Source organism: Streptomyces sp. NPDC001606, assembly GCF_053596835.1.
In genome coordinates, this window is sequence record NZ_JBSFHC010000003.1 from 409,563 (window position 1) to 435,558 (window position 25,996).

The window sequence follows — 25,996 nt, forward strand, 5'->3', positions numbered from 1 at the left end:
CGTGCCCCGTGGTTCACCACCGGGCAGTCGCCCGACGGCCGCCGCGGTCGAACCGCCCTGCCGCGGACCGGAGTTGCAGTGCGCGAGGCAGCCGCTCGAAGGTCGCACCGAGGGCATCGTACCCGCGCGGCCACCGCGCGCCGAAGTGTGCCGCAGTGGACGATTGACAAGGTGGGAGCAGACGGGGCGCGCAGGCGCCGGTGACCGAGGGTGAACGGTGCGGGGCGCGGGCGGCCGGGAAAAGGCGCCGAGGGCAGAACGAAGCCCCCGATCACGGGGGAACAACCGGGGGCTTCGCGTCCTGGGGCGGCTCCGAATGCCGCACATTGAGAACGTAAGTCCTGTACGGCCCCCCGGTCAAGCCGAGTTGAGGGAGTCGGAGGACTTCCCCCGCGGGGGTCTTCACCACTTCACCACATCCGGGACAGCTCGTCACCCTGGGTCATTTTTTGGCCTGACCCAGGGGTAGCTTGGGCCCCGGCAGCACCTCGTATCCCTCCGGTGTCTGGAGCACCAGAAGATCGGCGTGGGGGCGCGAGGGGTCGGCGGCGAAGTGCGCGCGCTCCGCCGCGACCCAGCCGTCCCAGAACTCCCGCTGCTCCGCCCCGTCCCGCAGCCGGCCGCGCGCCCAGGACCGCTCCGCGGGCAGCTCCATCCACAGCAGCTGCGCCAGGTGCGGCCGCAGTGCGCGGCGGCCGGCGCCGACGCCCTCGATCAGCACCACCGGCGCCGCGGGCAGCGGACACGGCGGGCCGAACGCACGGGTGCACCAGTCGTAGGGGGTGTAGTGGGCGATCTCGCCACGGGCGAGGGGCTCGATCACCTGGGTGCGGAGCCGGTCGGTCCAGGCGAACAGCTGCTCATGGCTGGCGATGTCGTCCAGGTGCAGCACCGGCGCCCCGCCCAGGGCGGCGGCCAGCCGCCCGGCGAAGGTGGACTTTCCGGAGCCGGCGTGCCCGTCGACGCCGATCAGCCGGACCGGGCCCAGGGACGGGGGCAGTCCGCGCAGCCGGGCGGCGAGGTGGTGAATGGTGATTCCCGGGGGGTGATGCGGTGCGGGTCGTGTGAGAGGTTTTCCGGAAACAGTCTAGAGCGCGCGCTGCCGGGCAGTGCGCCGGGTGTGCGACCCGCAAAAGTCGACGTTTGAACCATCGGCTGGCGGCCAGTCAATCATCTGCATAACCATTTCCCCAATCCTCTGACCGATATGTCGAATTCGGCGTTCCGGGTGCGCCCGGCGCTGAGTAGGGTGCCTCGTGCGCAACCGTGATGCGTCGTACGGGGAACAGGCGGGGGGACATGGGCGCGGACTTATTCGAAGGGCACTATGTGTGGCATCCGGCGGCCGACGACCGGGTCCTGGCGAGCGTTTGTGTCGATGTGCGCGCCGGACGTTATCGATACGCGTACGAGGCTCTCGCCGAGACGCGTTCGGACTTCGCGCTGCGGGCCCACCGCTCGCTGGTCCTCGCCTCCGAGGCGGCCGGTACCGACCTGGTGGAGCGGTGGCTCGCCGAGGAACCGAGCCCGGAGGCGGCCCTCATGTGGGCCCGGGTCGCGGTGCAGCGCGCCCTGCGGGCCGCCGACGGCCGTGACGAGCGCGCCGAGGCCCTGGAACGGATCGCGCTGACCGCGTGCGACCGGGCCGCCGAGGCGGCACCCGAGGACCCCACGCCGTGGGTCGCCAAGCTGGCCATGGCGCGGCTGCACCGGCTGCGCGAGCCGGCCCCGCACGGCCTGCTCACCGCGCCACCGGGCCCCTGGCGGCTGTTCGCGCACATCCTGTCCCTGGACCCGTGGCACCGCGAGGCGCACCACCGCTTCCTGTCGTTCTTCTTCACCCGCCACGGCGGCTCGGTCAACGCGGCCTGGGACGTGGCCGCCTTCCTCAGCCAGCGGGCTCCCGGTGACTCCGCGCTGCGGCTGCTGCCGCTGGTGGCCCTGGTGGAGAGCTACAACCCGACCCAGCTGCTCGCCGACCGGGTCTGGGAGCAGCCGCAGTGGCGCTCCACCGCGCTCGCGATCTACCACAACTGGCTGCCCACGGTGGCCGATTACCGCTTCACCCCGGTGCTCGACCTGGCCTATCTCGCGCATGCACTGGTCATGGCCCAGTGCGAGTTCGAGGCGCGGGCGGTCTTCACGGCGATGGGGCCCTACGCCTCGCGCATGCCCTGGAGCGCCTTCGGCGACCCCGCCGAGCAGCTCTCCCGGGCCCGGCGCGGCTGCGGCCTGCCCGTCCCGGGCCCCGGCTGACACCGCTCGCCCCCCTGTCCCGCTCTGCCCCCTCCACAGAAAGGCCGATCTGTGTCGGAACGGACATCGGCGCCCCGCGCGGGCGCGGACCGGGTCGTGCTCGACGATGACGCGACCCTGCACGCGATGGGTTATCCGCGAAAACTCACCCGGCGCTTCCAGGCGTTCGACAACTTCGCGATCTCCTTCACCATCATCAATATTCTCTCGGGTATTTTCTCGTCCTTCGGATTCGGTATGAACGCGGGTGGTCCGCGTATTCTCGTGTTCGGCTGGATCGGTGTTTCGCTCATGGTGCTGCTCATCGGCGCGGCCATGGCGGAAGTCGCCTCCGCCTATCCGACGAGCGGTGCGCTGTATTTCTCCGCCGGTAAACTCGCCAAACGGCACAAGGGTGCCTGGTCCTGGTTCACGGGCTGGCTGAACTTCGTCGGCCAGATCGGCGGCACCGCCGCCACCGGCTATGCGGCCGCCACCTTCATCCAGGCCTTCGTCAGCCTCCAGTGGCCCTCCTACCAGCCGACCGCCCACCAGACGGTGCTGCTCACGGCGGTGATCATCATCGTCCAGGGGCTCGCCAACACCTACACCGTGCAGCTCGTCGCCGTCCTGAACCGTATTTCCGTGTGGTGGCTGCTGATCGGACTCGTCGTGATCGTGGGCGCACTCATAGTGATGCCCGATCGGCATCAGCACGTGTCCTTCGTGACGCATTTCGAGAACAACACCGGCTTCACGAGCGGGCTTTACGGCGGCATGCTCGGTCTGCTGGTCACCAGCTGGACCTTCACCGGCTTCGACGGCAGCTTCCACATGTCCGAGGAAACGGTCCAGGCGACGGTCAACGCACCGAAGGGGATCACCCGGTCCATCGGCTATTCGGCGATCACCGGGCTGATCCTGATGCTGGCACTGGTCTACAGCATTGGCGACTACGCCAAGGAAGCCGGCACGGGCGCACCCCCGGTCCAGATCCTCATCGACGGACTGGGCCTCGGCGCGGCCAAGATCATGCTCCTCATCGTCATCGGCGCCATGCTCTTCTGCGGCCTCGCCAACCTCACCAGCAACACCCGGCAGATCTTCGCCTTCTCCCGGGACGGCGCCATGCCCGGCTCCCGCTGGTGGCACTCGGTCTCGCAGCGCACCCGTACCCCGGTGAAGGCGGTCTGGCTGGCCGTCGCCTGCTCACTCGCGCTCGTCGTCCCCGGCTGGTGGTCCCATACGGCCTTCACCGCGATCGTCAGCGTGAACGTGGTCGGGCTCTTCCTCGCCTACGCGGTGCCGATCTTCCTGCGGCTCCGGCTCGGTGACGCCTTCCAGCCCGGGCCGTGGCACCTGGGGCGCTGGGGGAAGCCGATCGGCTGGCTGGCAGTGGTCTGGATCCTGCTCAGCAGCGTCCTGTTCATGCTGCCCCAGGCCTCGCCGATCACGGCAGACTCCTTCAACTACGCGCCGATCGCGCTCGCCGTCGTCCTGCTCGTGGCCACGGTCTGGTGGTTCGCCACCGCCCGCCGCCGCTTCCAGGGCCCGGTCAGCTACGGCCGCCCCGACGAGGTCGCGGCGATGGATCTCGTCTGACCGGCTTCGCCCGCCGCCGGGCGCATGGGGGGCTGCCTGTCCAGTTCCCCACGCCGGGCGCGTGGGGCTCGGGGGCACGGCTCCCCACGCCCCCGCGCGGCGCTCGCCGGCACCTGCTCCACCGGCCCAGACCAATATTCATTCCGCTGCCCGCGCCGAAGTGCTGGAAGGCACCCCGCGGCTGCTCCATAGTTGGCGCACACACCGCGCACCGCACCAGCCCCGACCCGGACCTGGGGGTAACCGCGCCCATGAGCAGAGCCCAGCAGCCGTCCCGCCGAACCGTCCTCGCCGTCGCCGTCACCGCCGCGATGGCCGGCCTCGCGCCCCCGGCGGCCGCCGCCCAGCGCCCCGGCGCCGTGGACGCCGACGACCCCGGCGTGCCGCAGGCCCGCCCGATCGACTACCACGCCTGGACCACGTATCCCGACTGGCGCTCCGGCACCCACGAGGGCACCGCGGCCGTGCCCGGCTCCCGCCCCGGCATCGCGATCGACACCGCCGCGGGCCGTACCGACTACCACGACCCGCACACCGGCACCACCGCCACCTGGGAGTACGCCGTCTGGACCAGCCCGGTCCACACGCTCACCACACCCGCCACCGAGGCCGTCGCCTCCTGGAACGCCCACACCCCCGACGGCACCTGGCTCCAGGTCGAACTCCAGGGCACCTACTCGGACGGCACCGCGACCCCCTGGTACGTCATGGGCCGCTGGGCGGCCGGCGACCAGGACATCAAGCGGACCTCGGTGGACGGCCAGGGCGACGGCAAGAGCGCCGTCTGGACCGACACCTTCGCGATCGGCGACGCGAGCACCGGGCTGCGGCTGGCCTCGTACCGGCTGCGCCTCACGCTCTACCGCCAGCCCGGCACCCGTCTCACCCCGACCGTCTGGCGCCTCGGCGCCATGGGCTCCGACATCCCCGACCGCTTCACCGTCCCCGCCTCCACCCCCGCCCTCGCCCGGGAACTGGTCGTCCCGCGCTACTCGCAGGAGATCCACAAGGGCCAGTACCCGGAGTACGACAACGGCGGCGAGGCCTGGTGCAGCCCCACCTCCTCGCAGATGATCATCGAGTACTGGGGCGGCCGGCTCACCCCCGCGCAACTGTCCTGGGTCGACCCCTCCTACGCCGACCCGCAGGTCGACCACGCGGCCCGCTTCACCTACGACCACCAGTACCAGGGCTGCGGCAACTGGCCGTTCAACGCCGCCTACGCGGCCACCTTCGAGGGGGTCCAGGGCGTGGTCACCCGGCTCGCCTCGCTCACCGACCTGGAGACGCTGATCGCGGCCGGCATCCCGGCCATAACGTCCCAGTCCTTCCTCAAGACCGAGCTGACCGGCTCCGGCTACGGCACCTCCGGTCACCTCATGACCGTGATCGGCTTCACCGCGGACGGCGACGTCATCGCCAACGACCCCGCCTCACCGAGCGACGACGCGGTGCGCCGGATCTATCTGCGCCGCGAGTTCGAGAACATCTGGCTGCGGACCAAGCGGTACAACGCCTCCGGCAAGGTCGTCTCCGGCAGCGGAGGGGTCTGCTACCTCTACTTCCCGGCCCGGCCCACGCCGCGCCAGCGCACGGCGCTCGCCGCGGTGGGCGTCTGCTGACCCTGTGACCAAGCTCATCACCGCACACGCCGTCGCGGGTGGCAAGGTGGACAAAGGGGTTGGGGGGCCCGTCCTGTACGTCCGTCCCGTCCTACCTCTGCGAGAACCAGCATGACCGCACACCAGGCCACCGCCACCCGCGTCCGTACCGGCGGCCCCCGAACCGACGGCCCGAAGCTGATGGAGCACCTCCTGGGCTGGGTCCTCGTCGCCGTGACCGCGATGCTCGTGACCCAGCTCGGCCTGCTCTGACCCGCCGCTCCGAAAGCGCCCTGTTCCGGCCCCGATCCTGACGGGTTCATGTTCTGACATACTGCGGCTGTCCCGCCGAACTGCCTGGAACAGGGCCGAAATTGAATATGCGTCAACAAGCCGCCGCCGTCCGTCCGCCGGTGCGCGGCACCGCGCGCTCCGCAGCCCGTCGCGCCGAACTCATCGCCATCGGCCGGAAACTGTTCGCCGACACGTCCTACGACGCGCTGTCCATGGACGACATCGCCCGCCAGGCGCATGTCGCCAAGGGGCTGATCTACTACTACTTCCAGTCCAAGCGCGGCTACTACCTGGCGATCATCGAGGACTCCGTCGCCGGACTGGTCACCCTGGCCTCGACCAGCCTGGACATGCGCGCCGTGGACCGGGTCCACCTCACCATCGACAGCTATCTGCGGTACGCCGAACACAACCAGGCCGCCTACCGCGCCATCGTCAGCGGCGGCGTCGGCTTCGACGCCGAGGTGCACGCCATCCGGGACGGCGTGCGTGACGCGATCATCGAGACCATCGCCCGCGGGGCCTACGGCCGCAGCGACATCTCCCCGCTGGCCCGGATGGGCCTGCTCGCCTGGCTGTGCAGCGTGGAGGGCGCCGCCCTCGACTGGATCGACCGGCCCGAGCTGTCCCGCGACACCATGCGCGAGCTGCTGGTGAAGACGCTCGGCGGAGCCCTGCGGGCCATCGAGGAACTGGATCCGACCTGCCCGGCGCCGCAACCGGCCCGCCGGGACGAGGGTGATCGAAAAGTTACCACTGGATTCTTGGAGTAAGCGGTCGTTAACTGGTGACGGGACGTTGCTGATCGGGCATACTCACTGCGCACAGCCGCTGGTCAGCAGCTTCCGCAACCCGGAAGCAGGCGCCTCGGCACACGCGACCGGCGAGGCGGAGCCGCCCCCACCCGACGGGCCATACCGCCAGTGCCCGACACAGGGAGGAGTCCGACGCCATGTCCGACCGCGAACCGCAGCCGGTGGAGCGTCAGCTGCCGACGGAGGAGGCGCGGGATCTGCTCGCGCTCGTCCGCGACATCGCCCAGCGCGAGATAGCGCCGAAGGCCGCAGAGGAGGAGGACGCGGGACGCTTCCCGCGCGAGGTCTTCACCCTGCTCTCCGAGTCCGGCCTGCTCGGCCTGCCGTACGACTCCGAGTACGGCGGCGGCGACCAGCCCTACGAGGTCTACCTCCAGGTCCTGGAGGAGCTGGCCGCGGCCCGCCTCACCGTCGGCCTCGGCGTCAGCGTGCACACCCTCGCCTCGTACGCGCTCGCCGCCTTCGGCACCAAGCAGCAGCAGGTCGAGCACCTGCCCGCGATGCTCGGCGGCGGCCTGCTCGGCGCGTACTGCCTCTCCGAGCCGTCCTCCGGCTCGGACGCGGCCTCCCTGCGCACCAAGGCGGTCCGGGACGGTGACGGCTGGGTGATCGACGGCACCAAGGCCTGGATCACCCACGGCGGAATCGCCGACTTCTACACCGTGATGGCCCGCACCGGGGAAGAGGGCCCGCGCGGGATCACCGCCTTCCTCGTGCCCGGGGACACCCCCGGCCTGAGCGGTGCGGCGCCCGAGAAGAAGATGGGCATGAAGGGCTCGCCCACCGCCCAGGTCCACTTCGACGGCGTCCGGGTCTCCGACGACCGGCGCATCGGCGAGGAGGGTCAGGGCTTCACCATCGCCCTGTCCGCCCTGGACTCCGGCCGGCTCGGCATCGCCGCCTGCGCGATCGGCCTGGCCCAGGCCGCGCTGGACGAGGCGGTCGGGTACGCGGCCCAGCGACGGCAGTTCGGCCGGCCCATCGCCGACTTCCAGGGCCTGCGCTTCATGATCGCCGACATGGCGACCCAGATCGAGGCCGGCCGCGCGCTGTACCTCGCCGCGGCCCGGCTGCGCGACGCGGGCAAGCCCTTCGCCAAGCAGGCCGCCATGGCCAAGCTGCACTGCACCGACACGGCCATGAAGGTCACCACCGACGCCGTGCAGATACTCGGCGGGTACGGCTACACCGCCGACTTCCCGGCCGAGCGCTATATGCGCGAGGCCAAGGTCCTTCAGATCGTGGAGGGCACCAACCAGATCCAGCGCATGGTCATCGCCCGCCATGTGGCGGGGCCAGAGGGTCGCTGAACTGCCCGCTGCGCACCGTGGGGGCCGCCAGCCTGACCCACTCCGGGTCGTGGCGGCCCGGCAGGGTGCGGCCCCGGTCGGCCCAGATGCGCAGCAGATCGCGGTAGATGGGCGGGTCCGGCGGCGGAGGCGGCTGAACCGATTCCGCAGGGCGGGGAACGAAGAGGCGGCGCTGCCGCTCGGCCGCCGGGTACAGGGTGGTCATACCAGGGCAACGCGCCGACGGCCGTACAGGTCACCGCGCCCGGGAATCGAGCGTGAGTCCAGGCGTACCCCGTCCCCGCCCCGGCCGCCCGGGCCTGGCGGACGTACCGTCGGCGCGCACTCCTCCTGCACCACGGCACTCCGCGCGCCGTGGTGCGGGACGGACCAGGGGACCCAGCCGGCTCAGGCGGCCTGGCGGCGCATCGCCGGCACGCGCATCGGGCGCGAGCCCGGGCCGCCGACGTGGGAGAAGGGCTGCGTCCGCCAGTCCAGACCCTGGGGGAGCGTCAGCAGCAGGGCGGTGTCCTGCTCCTGCGGCTCGAAGGACTCGTCCGCGGGACGGGCCTCGGCCGCCGCGCGTCCCGTACCCGCGCACACCGTGAGCCCGAACGGGTTCCACGGCGAGGCGCACAGCGCGTGCTCCGGCAGGACCTCCTCGTCCGCCAGCAGCGCGATCGGCTGGGCGCAGTCCGGGCAGATCACCCGGTACATCTCGAAGGTGTCGTAGGCGTCGAACTCGTCGTCGGGAACGTCGGGTTCGACGCCCTCCGGCTCGGGCTCGAGCACCGGCTGCTGCCGACCGGACGCGGATCGACCAGGGCGGTGGACACTCTGCATGGGATTCTCCCCCTAAGGCTGGGCCGTGAAGGCGCTGCGGCCTCGACCACAGCAAGCAATTCCCGTCCGCCATCGGCGGTAATCACGAGAACATCACGGAGCGCGTTCGAGCCATGTGGCGTTCGTCACATGCTGCACGAAGGTGCCTCGCAGGGGTCGGTGTGGTGCTTTTTGTATCGAACCGGCCCCGGCCTGGGCTCTCGGCTATCCGAGGCGATCACGTGCACGGTAGGTTTTTGCGCCATGGAGGAGTTGGACCGTCAGATCGTGCAGCTGCTCGTCACTGACGGGCGGATGAGCTACACCGACCTGGGCAAGGCCACGGGTCTGTCCACGTCGGCCGTGCACCAGCGGGTGCGCCGGCTCGAACAGCGGGGTGTCATCCGGGGCTATGCCGCGGTGGTCGATCCCGAGGCCGTCGGGCTGCCGCTGACCGCGTTCATCTCGGTGAAGCCGTTCGACCCCAGCGCCCCCGACGACATCGCGGACCGGCTCGCCGGCGTCCCCGAGATCGAGGCCTGCCACAGCGTCGCCGGGGACGAGAACTACATCCTCAAGGTGCGCGTGGCCACCCCGCACGAGCTGGAGGAACTGCTGGCCCGGCTGCGCAGCCTGGCGGGCGTCTCCACCCGCACCACGGTCGTCCTGTCGACGCCGTACGAGGCCCGTCCGCCGCGGATCTGAACGGGGCCGCCGTACGGCGGGCCGCCCCAGGTGCGGCCGAGGCCGCCCGACAGGGGAAACTGTCGGCTATGAGCAACCGCACCGCCGAGCCCCCCGCCACCGTCCTTCTCCGCCGCGGCGAGGTGCACAGTCCCGCCGATCCCTTCGCGACGGCGATGGTGGTCGAGGCGGGGCATGTCGCCTGGGTCGGTTCCGAGGGCGCCGCGGACGCCTTCGCCGACGGTGTGGACGAGGTGATCGACCTCGACGGCGCCCTGGTCACCCCGGCCTTCACCGACGCCCATGTGCACACCACCGCCACGGGCCTCGCCCTGACCGGCCTCGACCTGTCCGCCGCGCCCTCCCTGGAGGCGGCCCTCGACCTGGTCCGCGCGTTCGCCGCGGCCCGCCCCGGCGACCGGGTCCTGCTCGGCCACGGCTGGGACGCCGCCCGCTGGCCCGGTGGTCGTCCGCCGACCCGCGCGGAACTGGACGCGGCCACCGGCGGCAGGCCGCTGTACCTGTCCCGCATCGACGTGCACTCGGCGGTCGTCACCACCGCCCTGCTGGACCTGGTCCCCGGTGCCGTCCCGCGCGAGGACGCCCCGCTCACCGCCGACGCCCACCACACCGTCCGCGAGGCGGCCCTGGCCGCCATCACCCCGGCCCAGCGCGCCGAGGCCCAGCGCGCCGCGCTGACCCACGCGGCCTCGCTCGGCATCGGCTCGGTGCACGAGTGCGCCGGCCCGCAGATCTCCTCCGAGGACGACTTCACCGCCCTGCTGCGGCTCGCCGCCGAGATCCCCGGCCCGCGCGTGGTGGGCTACTGGGCCGAGCAGGACGTCGACAAGGCCCGCGAACTGGGTGCCGTGGGCGCCGCGGGCGACCTCTTCGCCGACGGCGCCCTCGGCTCGCACACCGCCTGTCTGCACGAGCCGTACGCCGACGCCGGCCACACCGGCACCGGCTACCTGGACGCCGACGCGGTCGCCGCCCATGTCGTCGCCTGCACCGAGGCCGGCCTCCAGGCGGGCTTCCACGCCATCGGCGACGCCGCCGTGACCACCGTGGTGGACGGTGTGCGCGCCGCCGCCGAGAAGATCGGCCTCGCCCGGATCCGGGCCGCCCGGCACCGTGTGGAACACGCCGAGATGCTCACCCCCGAGACCATCGCCGGCTTCGCCGAACTGGGCCTGATCGCCTCCGTGCAGCCCGCCTTCGACGCCCTGTGGGGCGGCGAGGACGGCATGTACGCCCGCCGGCTCGGCGCCGAGCGGGCCCGCACCCTCAACCCGTACGCCGCGCTGCTCCGCTCCGGAGTCCCGCTCGCCTTCGGCTCCGACAGCCCCGTCACCCCGCTCGACCCCTGGGGAACGGTCCGCGCCGCCGCCTTCCACCACACGCCCGAGCACCGCGTCTCCGTGCGCGCCGCGTTCACCGCCCACACGCGCGGCGGCTGGCGGGCCGTCGGACGGGACGACGCGGGCGTCCTGGTCCCGGGCGCGCCCGCGGACTACGCGGTCTGGCGCTCCGGCGAACTGGTCGTACAGGCCCCGGACGACCGGGTGGCCCGCTGGTCCACCGATCCGCGCTCCGGCACCCCGGGGCTGCCCGACCTCACTCCGGGCCGGGAGCTTCCGGTCTGCCTGCGCACCGTGGTGGGCGGCCGGACGGTGTTCGTACGGCCGGGCGAGTGATCTGCCGGTGCGGCGGTGCGGCCGGCCGCCGGCCCGGCCCCGCCGCCCACCTGCGCATCCTCCGCCCCTACTGCGGCCATTCCCGCGTTTTCGCAGGTCACAGAGGTGTTGACAGTCGGCGGCCGGCGGCCGGTAGGTTCGTTCGAGTCCACCACCGGACGCCCGACCGGGGAACGTTCGCGCGCCTCGCCGCAGCGCCGCTGGGTCAGGGACGGTGTGCCGCACGGGGCACCGCCACTGGGAGCCAGGCTCAGCGCTCGCGCAGGCGAGGGAACGTTCCGGTGGTCGGCTGGGTGTGACCCGGGTGGGGCCCGGCGCTCAGTAGACAACGGCTCTCGGTCGATCCGCAGCCAGCGGGTCCCAGGTCGGCCCGAAGGGTGCCAGGCCCCCCATCCGCGCGGCGGCCGATGCGGAAAGGTGCATTCTTACCCCACTCTTGTGGAAACGACACCCCCATACGAAGGCGCTGTCACCTCTTCCCAGGCAGCGGCCACTATGGTGGACGCCTGCGTACGACCAGAAGGGGCAGCAGTGAACGACGGCGACGGGACCCTCGCGGCCACAGCCCAGGGGAGGCAGTTCGGACCGCTCGGCACGGCCTTGGTGATCATTCCGACCTACAACGAGGCGGAGAACATCAAGCGCATCGTCGGCCGAGTGCGCAAGGCCGTTCCCGAGGTGCACGTCCTGGTGGCGGACGACAACAGCCCTGACGGCACCGGCAAGCTCGCCGACGAGCTGGCGGCCGAGGACGAGCAGGTCCACGTCATGCACCGCAAGGGCAAGGAGGGCCTCGGCGCCGCCTACCTCGCGGGCTTCCGCTGGGGCCTGGAGCGCGACTACGGCGTGCTGATCGAGATGGACGCCGACGGCTCCCACCAGCCCGAGGAGCTGCCCCGGCTGCTGACCGCCCTCAAGGGCGCCGACCTGGTGCTGGGCTCGCGCTGGGTGCCGGGCGGCCGGACCGTGAACTGGCCCAAGTCGCGCCAGCTCATCTCCCGCGGCGGCAGCCTCTACTCCCGCCTCGCCCTGGACCTGCCGCTGCGCGACATCACCGGCGGCTACCGCGCCTTCCGCCGGGAGACCCTGGAGGGGCTCGGCCTGGACGAGGTGGCCTCGCAGGGGTACTGCTTCCAGGTGGACCTGGCCCGCCGCGCGGTCAAGGCCGGCTTCCATGTGGTCGAGGTCCCGATCACCTTCGTCGAGCGGGAGCTCGGCGACTCCAAGATGAGCAAGGACATCGTGGTCGAGGCGCTGTGGCGGGTGACCGCCTGGGGCGCCGAGGACCGCGTCGCCAAGCTCCGCAACAAGGGCAAGTAGCGCCCGGCTGATCAGCCCTTATCCCGCCCTGAGCCACGGCCGGGCACACTGGGGGCATGACGATTGGCGCACCGACCACCTCTCCGACCACCGCCCGGCCCCGGCGCTCCCGGCTGCGCAGGTATCTGCCGCTGGGTGTCGCCGCATGGCTGGTGCTGGAGATCTGGCTGCTGACCCTGGTCGCGGGCGTGGCGGGCGGCCTCGCCGTGTTCCTCCTGCTCGTCGCCGGGGCCGTGGCCGGCTCGGTGGTGATCAAGCGGGCGGGACGCCGTGCGTTCCAGAGCCTCAGTGAGGCGGTCCAGCGGGGCGGTTCCCCGGAGCGCGGCGGGGGCAACGGGCTGATGATGCTCGGCGGTCTGCTGCTGATGATCCCGGGCCTGGTCTCGGACGCGGCCGGTCTGCTCCTGCTGCTGCCGCCGGTCCAGCGGGCCGTCGGCCGCTACGCGGAGAACACCCTGGAGAAGCGGCTGCGCAACGCCGCCCCGGGCAGCCTGGGCGACGCCTTCCAGCAGGCGCGTATGCACCGCCCCGACGGCAAGGTGGTCCAGGGCGAGGTCATCCGGGAGCAGCGCGCCGAGGAGCCGGGGGAGCGGCGGCCGCCGCTGACCCGCTGAGGGTCGTGCGGTGCGCAGGGGTCTCCCCGGTCTTTCGGACACACGGAAACCGCGGGTGCCGTACGCCATGGCGTACGGCACCCGCGGTCTCTTGTATGCGCTGGGTCTCCCGCCCGGTCCCGGAGGACTAGGCCGACTTGCGGCTGTCGCGGGGGTGAACCGCGATGTTCATCGCCCCCGAGCGCAGAACCGCCAGGCGCTCCTCGAGGACCTCTTCGAGCTCCTCACGGGTGCGCCGCTCCATCAGCATGTCCCAGTGGGTACGCGCGGGCTTGGCCTTCTTCTCTTCCGGGCCGTCGCCGTCAACCAGGAGCGCCGTGGCCCCGCAGACCTTGCACTCCCACTCCGGCGGGATCTCCGCCTCGACCGAGAAGGGCATCTCGAAACGGTGCCCCTTCTCACATGCGTACTCCACGGCCTGGCGCGGGGCCAGGTCGATGCCGCGGTCCGTCTCGTAGCTGGTCACCACGAGGCGCGTACCGCGAAGAGCTCGCTCACTCATGAATCGTGCCTCCCGGGCTTGTCGCCCACAGGACAGGTGTCGCTGTCGTCGTCATCCGGTCAACGTCCGGTCGGCGGTAAAGATTCCCGTCCCGTGTCCCGTTCCGGGTCATGCGTCGCCGTCGTAGCCGCAGCCTTGCTGACAAATGTCGTACCCACCGGCGCCCGGTTTGTCACATCTGCTAGCAGATGTCACCCAGCGTTTCGGCATCTTTGACGCGCAGTAACGGTACGCCTGGCAGGCCAAAGGCGTACACTACCGCCCTTTCGGGTTGAACGCTAAATCGGCGCTAGATCTTTTCCGGAACCGGGTTGCCCGCCTCGGCGATCGCCCGCCGCACCGGCACCCTGGCGAGCAGCACGAAGCCGATGGCGAAGAACGCCACCAGGGAGACGATCGCGGAGCGATAACTTCCGGTCAGCTGGTAGGTCACCCCGAACAGCAGCGGCCCGAGCCAGCTCATCCCGCGGTCGCTCAGCTCGTACGCCGAGAAGTACTCGGCCTCCTTGCCCGGCGGCACCAGATGCGAGAACAGCGAGCGGGACAGCGCCTGGCTGCCGCCGAGGACCAGGCCGATCCCGCCGGCCAGCACGAAGAAGAACACCGGTGCCTTCGCGGGCAGGAAGTAGCCGGCCGCGAGCGTGACCGTCCAGGCCACCAGCGAGCCCAGGATCGTGCGCTGGGCGCCGTACGTCCGGGACAGCCGCCCCATCGCCAGGGCCCCGGCGACGGCCAGCACCTGCACCAGCAGCACCGCCACGATGAGCGTCGACTGCCCGAGCCTCAGCTCCTGCGAGCCGTAGATCGAGGCCTGGGAGATCACGGTCTGGATGCCGTCGTTGTAGACGAGGTACGCCAGCAGGAAGGCCAGGGTCAGCGGATGCCGGCGCATGTCCCGGGCCGTGGCCGCCAGCTGGCGCAGCCCCGGCGCCGTCGCCGAGCGCTCCACGCGCGCGTGCCGGTCGCGCAGCCTGCGCAGCGGGATGACCGTGAAGGCGCCCCACCACAGACCGGCCGAGGCCAGGCAGATACGGACCGCGGCCGTCTCGCCGAGGCCGAAGGAGTCGTGCGCCGAGTAGAGCACCAGGTTGGCGACGAGCACCGAGGACCCCGCCGCGTAGCCGAAGGCCCAGCCCCGGGAGGAGACCGCGTCGCGCTCCTCGGGCGGGGCGATCTGCGGGAGGTAGGAGTTGTAGAGCATCATCCCGACGGACTGCGCCGCGTTGGCCACGACGAGCAGCACACCGCCGAGCAGATAGCGGTGGCCGTCGAGGAAGAACATTCCGGTGGTGGTGGCGGCCCCGGTGTACGCGGCGGCCGCGAGCAGCGGCTTCTTACGGCCCGTCCGGTCGGCAGCGCTGCCCACGAGCGGCATCACCACCACGGCGAGGATCACCGAGAGGGAGACCGAGTAGGCGAAGAACGAGCCCGCGCGGACGGGGACGCCCAGCGGATGCACATAGCCGTCCGCGTCCGCCGCGTGCTCGGCGACCGAGGTCAGATAGGGGCCGAGGAACACGGTCAGGACGCTGGTCGAGTAGACCGAGCAGGCCCAGTCGTAGAAGTACCAGCCGCGCTGCTCGCGTCTGAGGCCCGCGGTGTCGTCCGCCGCCGGCCGCACGGTGTCGGTGTTCACCCGAGCCCTCGCTCTCCCCTTGGACTGCGAAGGCTCGGCCGGTGGCGGCCGGGGCTCAGACCCAGGCGCCGCGGTCCTCCATGACCTTGCGCAACGTGTCGATGTGATCGGTCATGATGCCATCCACCCCGAGATCCAGGAGCCGGTGCATCCGCTCCGGTTCGTTGACCGTCCACACATGCACCTGGAGCCCGCGCGCGTGGGCGGCGCGGACGAAGCGGTGGTCGACCACGGGGACGCCCGACTGGGCCTCGGGAACCTGCGCGGCGACGGCCGACCGGCGTACCGCGGCCGGCAGCCCCCAGGACCGCAGCCGCAGGTTCAGCACCCCGCGGGTGCCGAACGACGTGGCCAGCCGGGGCCCGGCCAGCCGCTGGGCGCGCAGCACGCGCGCCTCGGAGAAGGAGCCCACACAGACCCGGTCCCACGCGTCCGTGCGCTCGATCAGCTCCAGCAGCGGCCGCAGCGCGGGCTCCGCCTTGACGTCGACGTTCCAGCGGACCTCGGGGAAGGTCTCCAGAAGCTCCTCGAACAGCGGAATGGGTTCCCGGCCGCCCACGCGCGCGCGGCGCACGTCCTCCCACGGCAGCTCGGCGATCCGGCCGGCCCCGTCGGTGACCCGGTCCAGGGTCGTGTCGTGGAAGGCGACGAGCCGGCCGTCCGCCGTGGCGTGCACGTCCGTCTCGATGTACCGGTAGCCCAGCTCCACCGCGCGCCGGAACTGCGCCACGGTGTTCTCGATCCCGTCGGCGGCCCCGCCCCGGTGGGCGAAGGCGATCGGGCCGGGATGGTCCAGGTACGGGTGGCGCAGGGGCGGTGTCGTGAGGGTCACGGCCGCAGTATGGCCCCTTCCGGTGTCCCGGCGGCAACCACCGTGCTGCCGCCCGGTGCCGTCGGGACGGCGAAGACCCGCAGGAACAGCTGGGCCAGCGGGCCGATCGACACGGCGTACAGCACGGTGCCCACACCGACGGTGCCGCCCAGCGTGAAGCCGGTGACCACCACCGCCACCTCGATCGCCGTCCGGATCAGCCGGAGCGAGCGCCCGGTGCGCCGGTGCAGGCCCGTCATCAGCCCGTCCCGCGGGCCCGGCCCGAAGCGCGCCGCGATGTAGAGGCCGGTGGCCGCGCCGTTCAGCACGATCCCCGCGAGCAGCAGCAGAAAGCGTACGGCGAGGGAGCGGACGTCCGGGACGAGCGCGAGCGTGCCGTCCATGGCGAGCCCGATGACGAAGACGTTGGAGACCGTGCCCAGACCGGGCCGCTGGCGCAGCGGGATCCACAGCAGCAGCACCGCGGCCCCGACGACGATCGACACCACACCGATGGTGAGGCCGGTCAGCTCGGCGAGTCCCTGGTGCAGCACGTTCCACGGCTCCATGCCGAGGTCCGCCCGCACCAGCAGGGCGGAACTCGCGCCGTAGAGGACGAGCCCGGCGTACAGCTGGCTCAACCGCCGCCCGAGACGGCGGCTAGGAATGGACACGACGTACCCCCCTGGGTGGTGGCGGTGGACTGACGCATGTCACTCTGTGGCTTGGGAAGAACCTTGATCCATGGCCAATCCGGGGAAGGTGGACTGATCTCATGGCGCAGTGGACCTCAGCAGTGGGGGCCGCGCAGCTGGCCCGGCTCCTCACCTCCCAGCAGGAGCGCCCGGCCGGCCCCGGCACCCGCCGCCCGCCCGCCTACCGCGCCCTCGCCGACGGCATCCGGCTGCTGGTCCTGGAGGGGCGTGTCCCGGTCGCCGCCCGGCTGCCCGCGGAACGTGAACTCGCCCTCGGCCTCTCCGTCAGCCGCACCACGGTCGCCGCCGCCTACGAGGCCCTGCGCAGCGAGGGCTTCCTCGAGTCACGGCGCGGCGCGGGCAGCTGGACCGCCGTACCGGCCGGCAACCCGCTGCCGGCGCGCGGCCTGGAACCCCTGCCTCCGGAGGCGCTGGGTTCGATGATCGACCTGGGCTGCGCCTCGCTCCCGGCCCCCGAACCCTGGCTCACCCGCGCCGTCCAGGGCGCCCTGGAGGAGCTGCCGCCCTACGCCCACACCCACGGCGACTATCCGGCCGGGCTGCCCGCCCTCCGTGAGATGATCGCCGAGCGCTACACCGCGCGCGGGATCCCCACCATGCCCGAGCAGATCATGGTGACCACCGGCGCGATGGGGGCCATCGACGCGATCTGCCACCTCTTCGGCGGCCGCGGCGAGCGGATCGCCGTGGAGTCCCCGTCGTACGCCAACATCCTCCAGCTGATGCGCGAGGCCGGGGCCCGGCTGGTCCCGGTCGCGATGGCGGAGGGCCTGTCGGGCTGGGACGTGGACCGCTGGCGCCAGGTGCTGCGCGAGGCCGCGCCGCGCATCGCCTATGTGGTCGCCGACTTCCACAACCCCACCGGGGCCCTCGCCGACGAGGACCAGCGGCGCCGGCTGGTGGACGCGGCCCGCTCGGCGGGGACGGTGCTGGTCGCCGACGAGACGATGACCGAGCTGTGGCTGGACGAGGAGCTGGGAGAGGCCGGCATGCCCCGCCCGGTCTGCGCCTTCGACCCGGCCGGCTCGACGGTCGTCACGGTGGGCTCGGCCAGCAAGGCGTTCTGGGCGGGCATGCGGATCGGCTGGGTGCGGGCGGCGCCCGACGTCATCCGCAGCCTGGTCGCCGCACGTGCGTACGCCGACCTGGGCACCCCGGTCCTGGAGCAGCTCGCCGTCAACTGGCTGTTCTCCACCGGGGGCTGGGCACAGGCCGTCGAGCTGCGCCGCGCCCAGGCCCGGGAGAACCGGGACGCCCTGGTGGCGGCGGTCCGCCGGGAGCTGCCCGACTGGGAGTTCGAGGTCCCGCAGGGCGGCCTGACCCTGTGGGTCCGCGCGGGCGGCCTGTCCGGTTCCCGGCTGGCCGAGGCGGGGGAGCGGGTCGGTGTCCGGGTGCCCTCCGGCCCCCGCTTCGGCGTGGACGGCGCCTTCGAGGGGTATGTGCGTCTTCCGTTCACGGTGGGGGGAGCCGTGGCGCAGGAGGCGGCGGTACGACTCGCCGCCGCGGCCCATCTGGTCAGGACGGGCGCGACGGGGGTGACGGAGGCGCCGCGGACGTTCGTGGCGTGAGCGGTGCGGGGCGCCGGGCGCCCTACGCCGTCTCGGCCCCCACCGCCTCCGCCGCCACCGCGGGCTTCACCAGCGACACCCCCTCGGCCGCCTCGACGGGCTCCGCCGGCTCCGCGTCCGCGGGCATCGTCCGCCCCGGCAGCAAGTCCAGCACCGCCTGCCGGTCGGCATCGCTCGTGGCGTCGTCGTACGGATCGGGGGTGCGCGGCACCTGCAACCGGTGCACGGGGCCGGTGCCCAGCCGGGCGTAGCCGCGCCCCGGCGGGACGTGCACCACCGGTGTCGTGTGCGGCGGCATGCCCAGCACCGCTTCCACCTGCTGCGGCGTCGCCGGCCCGAGCACGACACGCGCGCGCGTGTGCTGCCGTACCGCGTCGCTCAGGGCCTCCGCGCTGTCGAACTGCTCGGCGACGACCACGGTCACGTTCGCCGCGCGGCCGTGCCGCAGCGGCACCTGGAGCAGCGCCTGCGGGTCCTTGCGGCCGTCCGCCGCCGCGAGATGCGCGAAGACGCTCGGGCGGTCCAGCAGGATCCACAGCGGGCGTCGGGTGTCCGCCGGGGGCGGGTCGCCCACCTGCCGGGCCAGATTGATCGCGATGAGCCGCCGTTCCGTCTCCTGCGCGGCCCATTCCAGGCTGGCCAGCGCGCCGGGCAGGGCGCACTCGACGCCCAGCACGCCGTCCCGGCCGGTCAGGCACGCGTACTCGCCGGTGCCGCCGCCGTCGACGATCAGGATGTCGCCGTACTGAAGCGCCTGGAGCGCCACCGAGCGCAGCAGTGTCGAGGTGCCGCTGCCCGGGTGGCCCATGGCCAGCAGGTGCGGCTCGGTGGAGCGGATGCCGGTGCGCCACACCACCGGCGGGACGTCGACCTGCTCCTCTCCGTAGGCGAGGGGGAGCGTGCGCTGGACCTCGCTGTGGTCGGTGAAGCCGAGCACGGTCTCGCCCGGCGCGGTTACGAAGCGCTGGGCGACGATGTCGGTGGGCAGCGGGGCGAGCGCGGTGACCGTGAGCTGGTTGCCCGCCTCGTCCCACGCGAAGTGGTACTCGCGGCCCCGCCCGGCCTTGGCGGTGAGCAGCTGCTCGATCCGCGCGCGGGCCGGGGGTTCGCCGTCCGGGAAGTAGGCGGGGTAGCGGATCACGAGGTGGCCGACGCGCCCGGCGTCGTCGAACTCGTGCGCGGTGAAGGCCTTCTCCCATTCCCCGCCGTGCGCGTACAGCGGCGCCGGGTCCTCGGGGCTGGAGAAGTACGGCACCAGGGCCTCGTAGAGCGCCTGGAGCCGCTCGGTCTGGGAGTCGTCGGGGCCCTCGGGCGCCGGTGGGGTGCGGTCGCGCCCCTGCCAGGCCGCTGCCGCCATCACGGTGATGACGGCGAGCAGCGGCCCGTACGGCACCAGCGCCACGACCAGGATCACGGCGGCCACCAGGAACAGCAGCGGTCCGCGCTTGTCCTTGGGGGTTTCCGCCCACTTGCGCCGCCCGGCCGAGGCCAGCCGGCGCAACCCGCGCGTGACGGTGATCAGCGGGTGGAGGACGTCGGTGGCACTGTCGGCCGCCGTCCGGGCCAGCTCCCGGCTCCGGGCGAGCTGCGTCCGGGCGATCTGGGCGCTGTCTTTGCTCAGGATGCGGGGGAGAGGGCGCCGGGCCACTGCTGTCTCCTGACGGTGTGTGCGGGCGGGACGGGCTGGGTCAGAACTTGATGCCGCCGAGCAGGCTCGCCAGGCTCTCGCCGCCTGCCTTGATGCTCGGGGCGATGGCCGTGCTGGAGAGATAGAAGCCGAACAGGGCCGAGACCGCGGCGTGCGAGCCCTTGAGCCCGTCCTTGCGGAAGAACAGGAAGACGATGATGCCGAGCAGGACCACGCCGGACATGGAGAGGATCATTTGGGGCCTCCTGGTGTCGAGGGGGGACAGTCACCATGAGTTCTTCCAGGATCACAGGATGTATCCATACGATAAAAGGTGCAAATGAGTGAAATCCGGCAGATTTCCCTCACTTGGTCGAGCTGTTCCTGCCCGTTTGACCAGGACTGTTGACTCCGGCGGGGGTGTTGCTGATCTTTACCTCGGGCACAACGGGTCATGTGCCGCGACAGCCAGTACGCTGACGATTCACTCGTACGGCCGCGTTCAACTCGCTGCCGTACGCTCCAGAGGTTCCCCAAGTACCGACGTGCGCAGGAGAGGCGGTCCAGCCGATGAGTGAAGCCCCCGACCCCGAGGTCGTGGAGCTGGCGACCAAGATCTTCGATCTGGCCCGGCAGGGGCAGACCGAGCCGCTCGTGGCGTACGTCGACGCGGGCGTTCCGGCCAACCTCACCAACGACCGCGGCGACTCCCTGGTGATGCTCGCCGCCTACCACGGACACGCGGACACCGTGCGCGCCCTGCTCGCCCGGGGCGGCGCGGCGGACCACGTCAACGACCGGGGCCAGACTCCCCTCGCGGGAGCGGTCTTCAAGGGCGAGGCGGAGGTCATCAAGGCCCTCCTTGAGGGCGGAGCCGATCCTTCCGCGGGCACGCCGTCAGCCGTCGACACGGCCCGGATGTTCGGCAAGAAGGAGCTTCTGGAGTTGTTCGGCGTCCACTGACAAGAACGTCCTGACCAGGTACGACACTGAAAACGGGGGAGGCGGTAAAGGGCCGCCGGAAATACGGTCGCGGCAGCACACACCGCGGGTCATCATGACGTCGTGATTCACGGACGCGATGGCTGGGCAGGTGTTGCCGCACCGCGCGGGCCGTGATGCGGTCCGCATGGGCCACCGACGAGAGGCAGAGAGAGATGGTCTACAGCAAGCAAGAGACGGCGGGCGCTCCGACGTTGTGTCACGCGGCCAGGTAGTGCGTGTTCCCCGGTTGCGTCGACGCTTGATGTGAGGCTGTTTCCCATGTTCGATCCGGTCATAGCGCCCAGCGGTACGCTGCTCGGCCTGCTCCAGCGGGGCCGCGGCGACGGCACACTGCACGCGCTCACCGCCCCCCGCGCGGAAGCGCTTGCCGCCCTGAACCACTGCGTGAAGCGCGATCCCCGCCACGACTGGCAGGTGGAGAACCGCTCCCTGTACTACGCCCGGCTCTACCTCGACCTGAACGGCGAGCTGGACGAGATCGAGGCGCACCTCTTCGGTCCCGAGGACATCCTCGACACCGACGAGTCCCGCACCGGCCTCGCCCTGGCCGTGCTCGGGCACCTCGCCTCCTACGGCCGGCGGGACGCGCTCGCACTGCTGCGGCGCTACGCCGCCACGGGCGCCAACTGGGCCTGGGCCCTGGACGAGCTGGCCCTGCGCGACGACGACGCAGGCCTGCGCGCCCTCGCCGCCCCGGTCCTGGCCCGCTTCACCACCGACCCCGAGGGCGAGGCCGAGCTGGCCGCCGCCGTCCGGGACGCCTTCGAGCCGCGGCCCTGGCGGCTGTGGGCCGAGGATCCGCGCGAAGCGATCGCCACGCGTGTGCGTGCCGCCCAGGAGACCGGCTGCTTCGACCGCTGGCAACGGCAGATGCGGCCCACCGGACCGCGCCCGGGATGGAGTGTGCGCGCCGTCTTCGAGTGGGCCCAGCAGGGCATCGACCGCGGCGCCGCGCTCCATGTCCCCGCCGCCCGCTGCCTGGCCGCCGTCGCCGGCCCGGAGGACCGGACCGAGATCCTCCAGGCCGCCCGGGACGGCGGCGACGGAGCCCGCTGCACCGCACTGCGCTACCTCGCCGACGGCAACGACCCCGCCGCCCTCGATCTGATCGAGGCCGCGGTGACCGACGGCTCGTCGTTCGTCGTGGAGGCCGCCGTCGACGCCTTCGAACGGATGCGCAGTGTCGCCGCCGTCGACCGCGCGCGCGGCTGGGCCCAGCGCCCCGACGCGCTCGGCGCCGCCGCCGGACGCGTGCTCGCCTGCCGCGGCGGCACCCGGGACAGCGACCTCGTCCTCGGTGCCCTCCGCGAGGCCGTGCGCGGCGAGGGCCCCGACGCCCCCACCCTGTGGACCCTCGTCGACGGCACCGGCCGTCTCGGCATCGCCTGCGCGGCCCCCGTGCTGCGCCACATCTACCGCGAGACGGCCTCCTCGCACCTCCGCGGCCGTGCCGCCCGCGCCCTGGCCGCGACCGACCCCTCCTTCGCCGCGGGCTTCGCCGTCGAATGCCTGTGGGACTGCGAGGAGACCACCCGCGAACTCGCCGCCCGGCACGCCGAGACCGGTGACACCCGTGTCGTGGAACGGCTCCGCCGGCTGGCCGCCGACCCGGCCGAGGAGGACGAGGTACAGACGGCGGTGCGCAGCCGCATCGGCCCCGACACCGCTGCCGGCTGACCTCTGCGCACAGCCGGCCGGGCCGACGACCGCCCGTCAGGTGAACACGGGATGACCCGCGGGTCAGCCGGTCATGACGGCCGTCTGACCCGCTCGGGTGGCAGCCCAACGCTCATGGGACGTTCCCCGGGCGGAAAGATCGAAGTCGGCGCGGCAACGTCCGGCACGGCGACAACACCCCTATGCGTGTCGTCATCGTGACCGAATCCTTTCCCCCCGATGTGAACGGCGTGGCCCACTGCGCGCTCCAGACCGCCCGGCACCTCGTAGATCGCGGTCACTCCCCGCTCGTCGTCGCACCCGCCCCCGCGCCCGGCAGCCCGCCGGACACCGACGCCCCCTGCCCGGTCGTCCGCGTGCCCTCCCTCCCCCTCCCCGGCTACCCCCAGGTGCGCGTCGCCCTCCCCAGCCGACGTCTCGCCGCGGCCCTGCTCGACCACCGGCCCGACGTCGTCCACCTGGCCAGTCCCTTCGTCCTCGGCGTCCGCGGCATGGCCGCCGCCGCCCGGCTCGGCGTCCCCGCCGTCGCCGTCTACCAGACCGATCTCGCCGGATACGCCCGCACCTACATGGGCGCCGGAGAGGCGGCCGCCTGGCGGCGGATCCGTTCCGTGCACTCCGCGGCCGACCGCACCCTGGCCCCCTCCAGCGCCGCCCGGCACGATCTGGAGACGCACGGGGTGCCACGGGTACGGCTGTGGCCGCGCGGGGTCGACACCATACGTTTCCGGCCAGACCTCCGTGACGGGGCGCTGCGCCGCGAACTCGCCCCGGACGGCGAACTGATCGTGGGCTACGTCGGCCGGCTCGCCCCCGAGAAGCACGTCGAACTGCTCGCCGGCGTGTGCGCACTGGACGGCGTCCGCGTCGTGGTCGTCGGCGACGGACCCAGCCACCCCCAGCTGACCGAGGCGCTGCCGGGCGCCGTCTTCCTCGGCCGCCGCACCGGCGCCGACCTCGCCCGGATCTTCGCCTCGCTGGACCTGTTCGTGCACACCGGCCCCTTCGAGACCTTCTGCCAGACCGTGCAGGAGGCCATGGCCAGCGGCGTCCCGGTCGTCGCGCCCGCCGCCGGCGGCCCGCTCGACCTGGTCGCCCACGGCCGCACCGGCCTGCTCGTCCCGCCGCGGGACGCCGACGCGGTCCGGGAGGCCGTACGGGAACTGGCCGCGGCCCCGGCCCGCCGGGCGGAGTACGGCGCCGCCGCGCGGGCCATGGTCGAAGGGCGCACCTGGGCTGCGGTCGGCGACCAGCTGATCGCCCACTACGACGAGGTCCTCGCGGCCCGGAAGACGGTGGTGGCGGCATGACCGGCCAGTCCCTGCGCATCGTCCGGCTCGCCAACTTCGTCGCCCCCGCCTCGGGCGGCCTGCGCACCGCCCTGCGCGAACTGGGCCGGGGATTCCGGGCCGCCGGCCACGAACCGGTGCTGATCGTGCCCGGCGAACGGCACACCGACCGCGACACCGAGCAGGGCCGGGTCATCACCCTGCCCGGCCCGCTGCTCCCCGGCACCGGCGGCTACCGCGTGCTGACCGACCGGCGGCGGGTGGCCGCGCTCCTGGAGGAGCTGGCCCCGGACCGGCTGGAGGTCTCCGACCGGACCACCCTGCGCTGGACCGGCCGCTGGGCCCGCCGCGCGCGCGTGCCCGCCGTGATGGTCTCGCACGAGACCGCCGACGGCGTGCTGCGCACCTGGGGGCTGCCCGAGAACCTCTCCCGACGGGCCGCCGACGCCCTCAACACCCGCACCGCGCACGTCTACTCCCGGGTGGTGTGCACCACGGAGTTCGCCGAGCGCGAGTTCGTCCGCATCGGCGCGCGCAACGTCGTACGCGCTCCCCTGGGCGTCGATCTGATGGAACGCCACCCCGGGCTGCGCGACCCCGGCGTGCGCGCCCGGCACGCGCGCCCGGAGCAGGCACTGCTCGTGCTGTGCTCCCGGCTGTCCGTGGAGAAGCGGCCCGGCACGGCCCTCGACGCCCTGGAGGCGCTGCTGCGGCGCGGACGGCAGGCGGTGCTCGTGGTGGCCGGGGACGGGCCGCTGCGCGCCCGGCTGGAACACCGCGCGCGGGAGCGCGGGCTGCCGGTGGCGTTCCTCGGCCATGTCTCGGACCGGAACGCCCTGGGCGCGCTCCAGGCGTCCGCCGACGTCTGCCTCGCGCCCGGGCCCGCCGAGACCTTCGGGCTCGCCGCCCTGGAGGCCATGGCCTGCGGCACCCCCGTGGTCGCAAGCGCTTCCTCCGCACTGCCCGAAGTCATCGGCTCCGCCGGCGCGACCGCGGCCGACCACGGCGAGGCCTTCGCGGACGCCGTGCAACTCCTGCTGGAGCGCCGCGAGCCGGAGCGACGGGACGCGGCACGCGCGCGTGCCGAGTGCTTCGGCTGGGGTACGGCGGTGGAGGCGTTCCTCGCCGCACACGACGCCCCGGTGACCGACCGCCGGCCCGGTGCCGTCCCGGAGGGCGTGGCATGAGCCCCGTCCGGTTCGTCGCCCTCGGAGACTCGCTGACCGAGGGCGTGGGCGACCCGGCCGGGGGCGGCCTGCGGGGCTGGGCCACGCTGCTGGCGGCCTCCCTGGGTGAGGGGGCGGAGTTCACCAACCTCGCGGTCAGCGGTGCCCGGACCCACGACGTGCGCGAACGGCAGACCCCGGCCGCCCTGGAGCTGCGCCCCGACCTGGTATCCGTGATCATCGGCGTCAACGACACGCTGCGCAGCACCTTCGACATCCGCGCGGTGGCCGCCCACCTCGACCACGTCTACGCGTCCTGCACCCGGCACGGCGCGACCCTGCTCACCGCCTGCCTCCCCGACCCCGGCGCGATGCTGGGCCTGCCGAGCGCCCTGGCCCGCCCGCTGGCCCGTCGGCAACGCGCCGTCAACTCGGTCGTGCACGCACTGTCCGACCGGTACGGCGCCGTCCACCTGCACGCGGCCGAGGGCGACTGGATCACCGACCGGTCCCTGTGGAGCGCGGACCGGCTCCACCCGGGCGAACGCGGGCACCGGCGGCTCGCCGTCCGCTGCCACGCGCTGCTCGTGGAGGCGGGCCTGGCCTGTGGCGCCCCTCCGTCGCCCGCACCCGACTCACCGGCGCCGACCCGAGCGGCGAACCTGTGGTGGCTGGCCACCGCCGGCACCGGCTGGGTGGCCCGGCGCTGCACCGACCTGCTGCCGCAACTGCTGCGCCTCGCCGCCGACGAACTCCACCACCGGGCCCGGGGCACCGACGCCCGCCTCGACCTCGGCGCCGCAGCGGAGGTCTCGGCCGCGTTGGCGGCCCTCGGGCACGGCGCGGGTGCCGGTGTGGGGGTTCAGCGGCGCGGTGAGGGCGGGAGCCGCTCCGCCGGTTCCCCGGAGGGCGCGGCTGAGGGACGGGGGCTCAGTGGCGCGGTACCGGTGACGGAGCAGGCGTTCAGTGGCGCGGTTCCGGTGACGGAGCAGGCGTTCAGTGGCGCGGTACCGGTGACGGACCAGG

The 25,996-nt window shown here is 72.8% G+C and carries 22 protein-coding genes and 2 pseudogenes; 16 read left to right on the forward strand and 8 right to left on the reverse strand.

Annotated features, from left to right (window positions below; all coding sequences use genetic code 11):
• Positions 1-410: 410 nt before the first annotated feature.
• A pseudogene (locus tag ACWCV9_RS09455) lies at positions 411-1,030 on the reverse strand (uridine kinase family protein).
• Between the two features lie 269 nt (positions 1,031-1,299).
• Here ACWCV9_RS09455 and ACWCV9_RS09460 point away from each other — a divergent pair.
• The 6 genes from ACWCV9_RS09460 to ACWCV9_RS09485 all read left to right on the forward strand — a co-directional run bounded on the left by ACWCV9_RS09460 (position 1,300) and on the right by ACWCV9_RS09485 (position 7,857).
• Positions 1,300-2,256: a hypothetical protein gene (locus ACWCV9_RS09460; RefSeq protein ID WP_450785169.1), complete on the forward strand. Its 957-nt coding sequence runs from the start codon at positions 1,300-1,302 to the stop codon at positions 2,254-2,256.
• A 51-nt stretch (positions 2,257-2,307) separates the two neighbouring features.
• Positions 2,308-3,837, forward strand: a complete 1,530-nt coding sequence (locus ACWCV9_RS09465) for an amino acid permease (RefSeq protein WP_450785171.1) — start codon at positions 2,308-2,310, stop codon at positions 3,835-3,837.
• 251 nt (positions 3,838-4,088) lie between these two features.
• Positions 4,089-5,459 carry a peptidase C39 family protein gene (locus ACWCV9_RS09470; protein WP_450785172.1) on the forward strand — a complete coding sequence of 457 codons (1,371 nt, stop codon included), beginning with the start codon at positions 4,089-4,091 and terminating at the stop codon, positions 5,457-5,459.
• A 111-nt stretch (positions 5,460-5,570) separates the two neighbouring features.
• Positions 5,571-5,711 (forward strand): SCO1431 family membrane protein, encoded by a 141-nt coding sequence (locus ACWCV9_RS09475; protein WP_385846682.1) that lies wholly within the window; start codon positions 5,571-5,573, stop codon positions 5,709-5,711.
• A gap of 107 nt (positions 5,712-5,818) precedes the next feature.
• Positions 5,819-6,505 carry a TetR/AcrR family transcriptional regulator gene (locus ACWCV9_RS09480; protein WP_450785174.1) on the forward strand — a complete coding sequence of 229 codons (687 nt, stop codon included), beginning with the start codon at positions 5,819-5,821 and terminating at the stop codon, positions 6,503-6,505.
• Positions 6,506-6,684: 179 nt separating this feature from the next.
• On the forward strand, positions 6,685-7,857 hold the full coding sequence (locus ACWCV9_RS09485; protein ID WP_450785176.1) for an acyl-CoA dehydrogenase family protein: 1,173 nt from the start codon (positions 6,685-6,687) through the stop codon (positions 7,855-7,857).
• Between the two features lie 387 nt (positions 7,858-8,244).
• Here ACWCV9_RS09485 and ACWCV9_RS09490 read toward each other — a convergent pair whose 3' ends face one another.
• On the reverse strand, positions 8,245-8,679 hold the full coding sequence (locus tag ACWCV9_RS09490) for a hypothetical protein (protein ID WP_450785178.1): 435 nt from the start codon (positions 8,677-8,679) through the stop codon (positions 8,245-8,247).
• A gap of 243 nt (positions 8,680-8,922) precedes the next feature.
• On the opposite strand from ACWCV9_RS09490, the gene ACWCV9_RS09495 reads away from it, so the two are divergent.
• From ACWCV9_RS09495 to fxsA, 4 genes are all read left to right on the forward strand, one after another.
• The gene (locus ACWCV9_RS09495; RefSeq protein ID WP_385846688.1) at positions 8,923-9,363 is read left to right on the forward strand and encodes an Lrp/AsnC family transcriptional regulator; all 441 of its coding nucleotides are present in this window, start codon (positions 8,923-8,925) and stop codon (positions 9,361-9,363) included.
• Between the two features lie 68 nt (positions 9,364-9,431).
• Complete coding sequence (locus ACWCV9_RS09500; RefSeq protein ID WP_450785179.1) at positions 9,432-11,039, forward strand: amidohydrolase; 1,608 nt, start codon at positions 9,432-9,434, stop codon at positions 11,037-11,039.
• Positions 11,040-11,570: 531 nt separating this feature from the next.
• Complete coding sequence (locus tag ACWCV9_RS09505; RefSeq protein WP_385846691.1) at positions 11,571-12,359, forward strand: polyprenol monophosphomannose synthase; 789 nt, start codon at positions 11,571-11,573, stop codon at positions 12,357-12,359.
• Between the two features lie 56 nt (positions 12,360-12,415).
• Positions 12,416-12,973: an FxsA family membrane protein gene (gene fxsA / locus ACWCV9_RS09510; protein WP_450785181.1), complete on the forward strand. Its 558-nt coding sequence runs from the start codon at positions 12,416-12,418 to the stop codon at positions 12,971-12,973.
• 127 nt (positions 12,974-13,100) lie between these two features.
• Here the strand turns inward: fxsA and ACWCV9_RS09515 are convergent, their stop codons facing one another.
• The 4 genes from ACWCV9_RS09515 to yczE form a co-directional block, all read right to left on the reverse strand.
• Positions 13,101-13,475 carry an RNA polymerase-binding protein RbpA gene (locus ACWCV9_RS09515; protein ID WP_150943815.1) on the reverse strand — a complete coding sequence of 125 codons (375 nt, stop codon included), beginning with the start codon at positions 13,473-13,475 and terminating at the stop codon, positions 13,101-13,103.
• A gap of 289 nt (positions 13,476-13,764) precedes the next feature.
• Positions 13,765-15,111 (reverse strand): MFS transporter, encoded by a 1,347-nt coding sequence (locus tag ACWCV9_RS09520; RefSeq protein ID WP_450785184.1) that lies wholly within the window; start codon positions 15,109-15,111, stop codon positions 13,765-13,767.
• 55 nt (positions 15,112-15,166) lie between these two features.
• Positions 15,167-15,943, reverse strand: coding sequence for a glycerophosphodiester phosphodiesterase (locus ACWCV9_RS09525; RefSeq protein ID WP_450785186.1), 777 nt, complete (start codon positions 15,941-15,943; stop codon positions 15,167-15,169).
• Entirely contained in the window at positions 15,940-16,596 is a 657-nt protein-coding gene (gene yczE / locus ACWCV9_RS09530) for a membrane protein YczE (RefSeq protein WP_450785187.1), read from the reverse strand. Before yczE ends, ACWCV9_RS09525 begins: the two co-directional genes overlap by 4 nt.
• Before the next feature lie 101 nt (positions 16,597-16,697).
• Between yczE and ACWCV9_RS09535 the strand changes: the two genes are divergently transcribed.
• Positions 16,698-18,206, forward strand: coding sequence for an SCO1417 family MocR-like transcription factor (locus tag ACWCV9_RS09535; protein ID WP_450785188.1), 1,509 nt, complete (start codon positions 16,698-16,700; stop codon positions 18,204-18,206).
• Positions 18,207-18,228: 22 nt separating this feature from the next.
• Here the strand turns inward: ACWCV9_RS09535 and ACWCV9_RS09540 are convergent, their stop codons facing one another.
• Both ACWCV9_RS09540 and ACWCV9_RS09545 read right to left on the reverse strand, forming a co-directional pair.
• Positions 18,229-19,854, reverse strand: a complete 1,626-nt coding sequence (locus ACWCV9_RS09540) for a hypothetical protein (protein WP_450785190.1) — start codon at positions 19,852-19,854, stop codon at positions 18,229-18,231.
• Between the two features lie 40 nt (positions 19,855-19,894).
• Positions 19,895-20,089, reverse strand: a complete 195-nt coding sequence (locus tag ACWCV9_RS09545) for a hypothetical protein (protein ID WP_385846703.1) — start codon at positions 20,087-20,089, stop codon at positions 19,895-19,897.
• 314 nt (positions 20,090-20,403) lie between these two features.
• Here ACWCV9_RS09545 and ACWCV9_RS09550 point away from each other — a divergent pair, with 314 nt between their 5' ends.
• The 5 genes and pseudogenes from ACWCV9_RS09550 to ACWCV9_RS09570 form a co-directional block, all read left to right on the forward strand.
• Entirely contained in the window at positions 20,404-20,796 is a 393-nt protein-coding gene (locus tag ACWCV9_RS09550; RefSeq protein WP_450785192.1) for an ankyrin repeat domain-containing protein, read from the forward strand.
• A gap of 300 nt (positions 20,797-21,096) precedes the next feature.
• Positions 21,097-22,515 carry a HEAT repeat domain-containing protein gene (locus ACWCV9_RS09555; protein WP_450785193.1) on the forward strand — a complete coding sequence of 473 codons (1,419 nt, stop codon included), beginning with the start codon at positions 21,097-21,099 and terminating at the stop codon, positions 22,513-22,515.
• A 182-nt stretch (positions 22,516-22,697) separates the two neighbouring features.
• A complete protein-coding gene (locus tag ACWCV9_RS09560) occupies positions 22,698-23,825 on the forward strand; it encodes a glycosyltransferase family 4 protein (RefSeq protein WP_450785195.1) in 1,128 nt (375 codons plus the stop codon).
• Positions 23,822-24,991, forward strand: coding sequence for a glycosyltransferase (locus tag ACWCV9_RS09565; RefSeq protein WP_450785196.1), 1,170 nt, complete (start codon positions 23,822-23,824; stop codon positions 24,989-24,991). Before ACWCV9_RS09560 ends, ACWCV9_RS09565 begins: the two co-directional genes overlap by 4 nt.
• Positions 24,988-25,803: pseudogene (locus ACWCV9_RS09570) on the forward strand (SGNH/GDSL hydrolase family protein); the annotation flags it as partial. The gene ACWCV9_RS09565 and the pseudogene ACWCV9_RS09570, both read left to right, overlap by 4 nt.
• Positions 25,804-25,996: the final 193 nt, after the last annotated feature.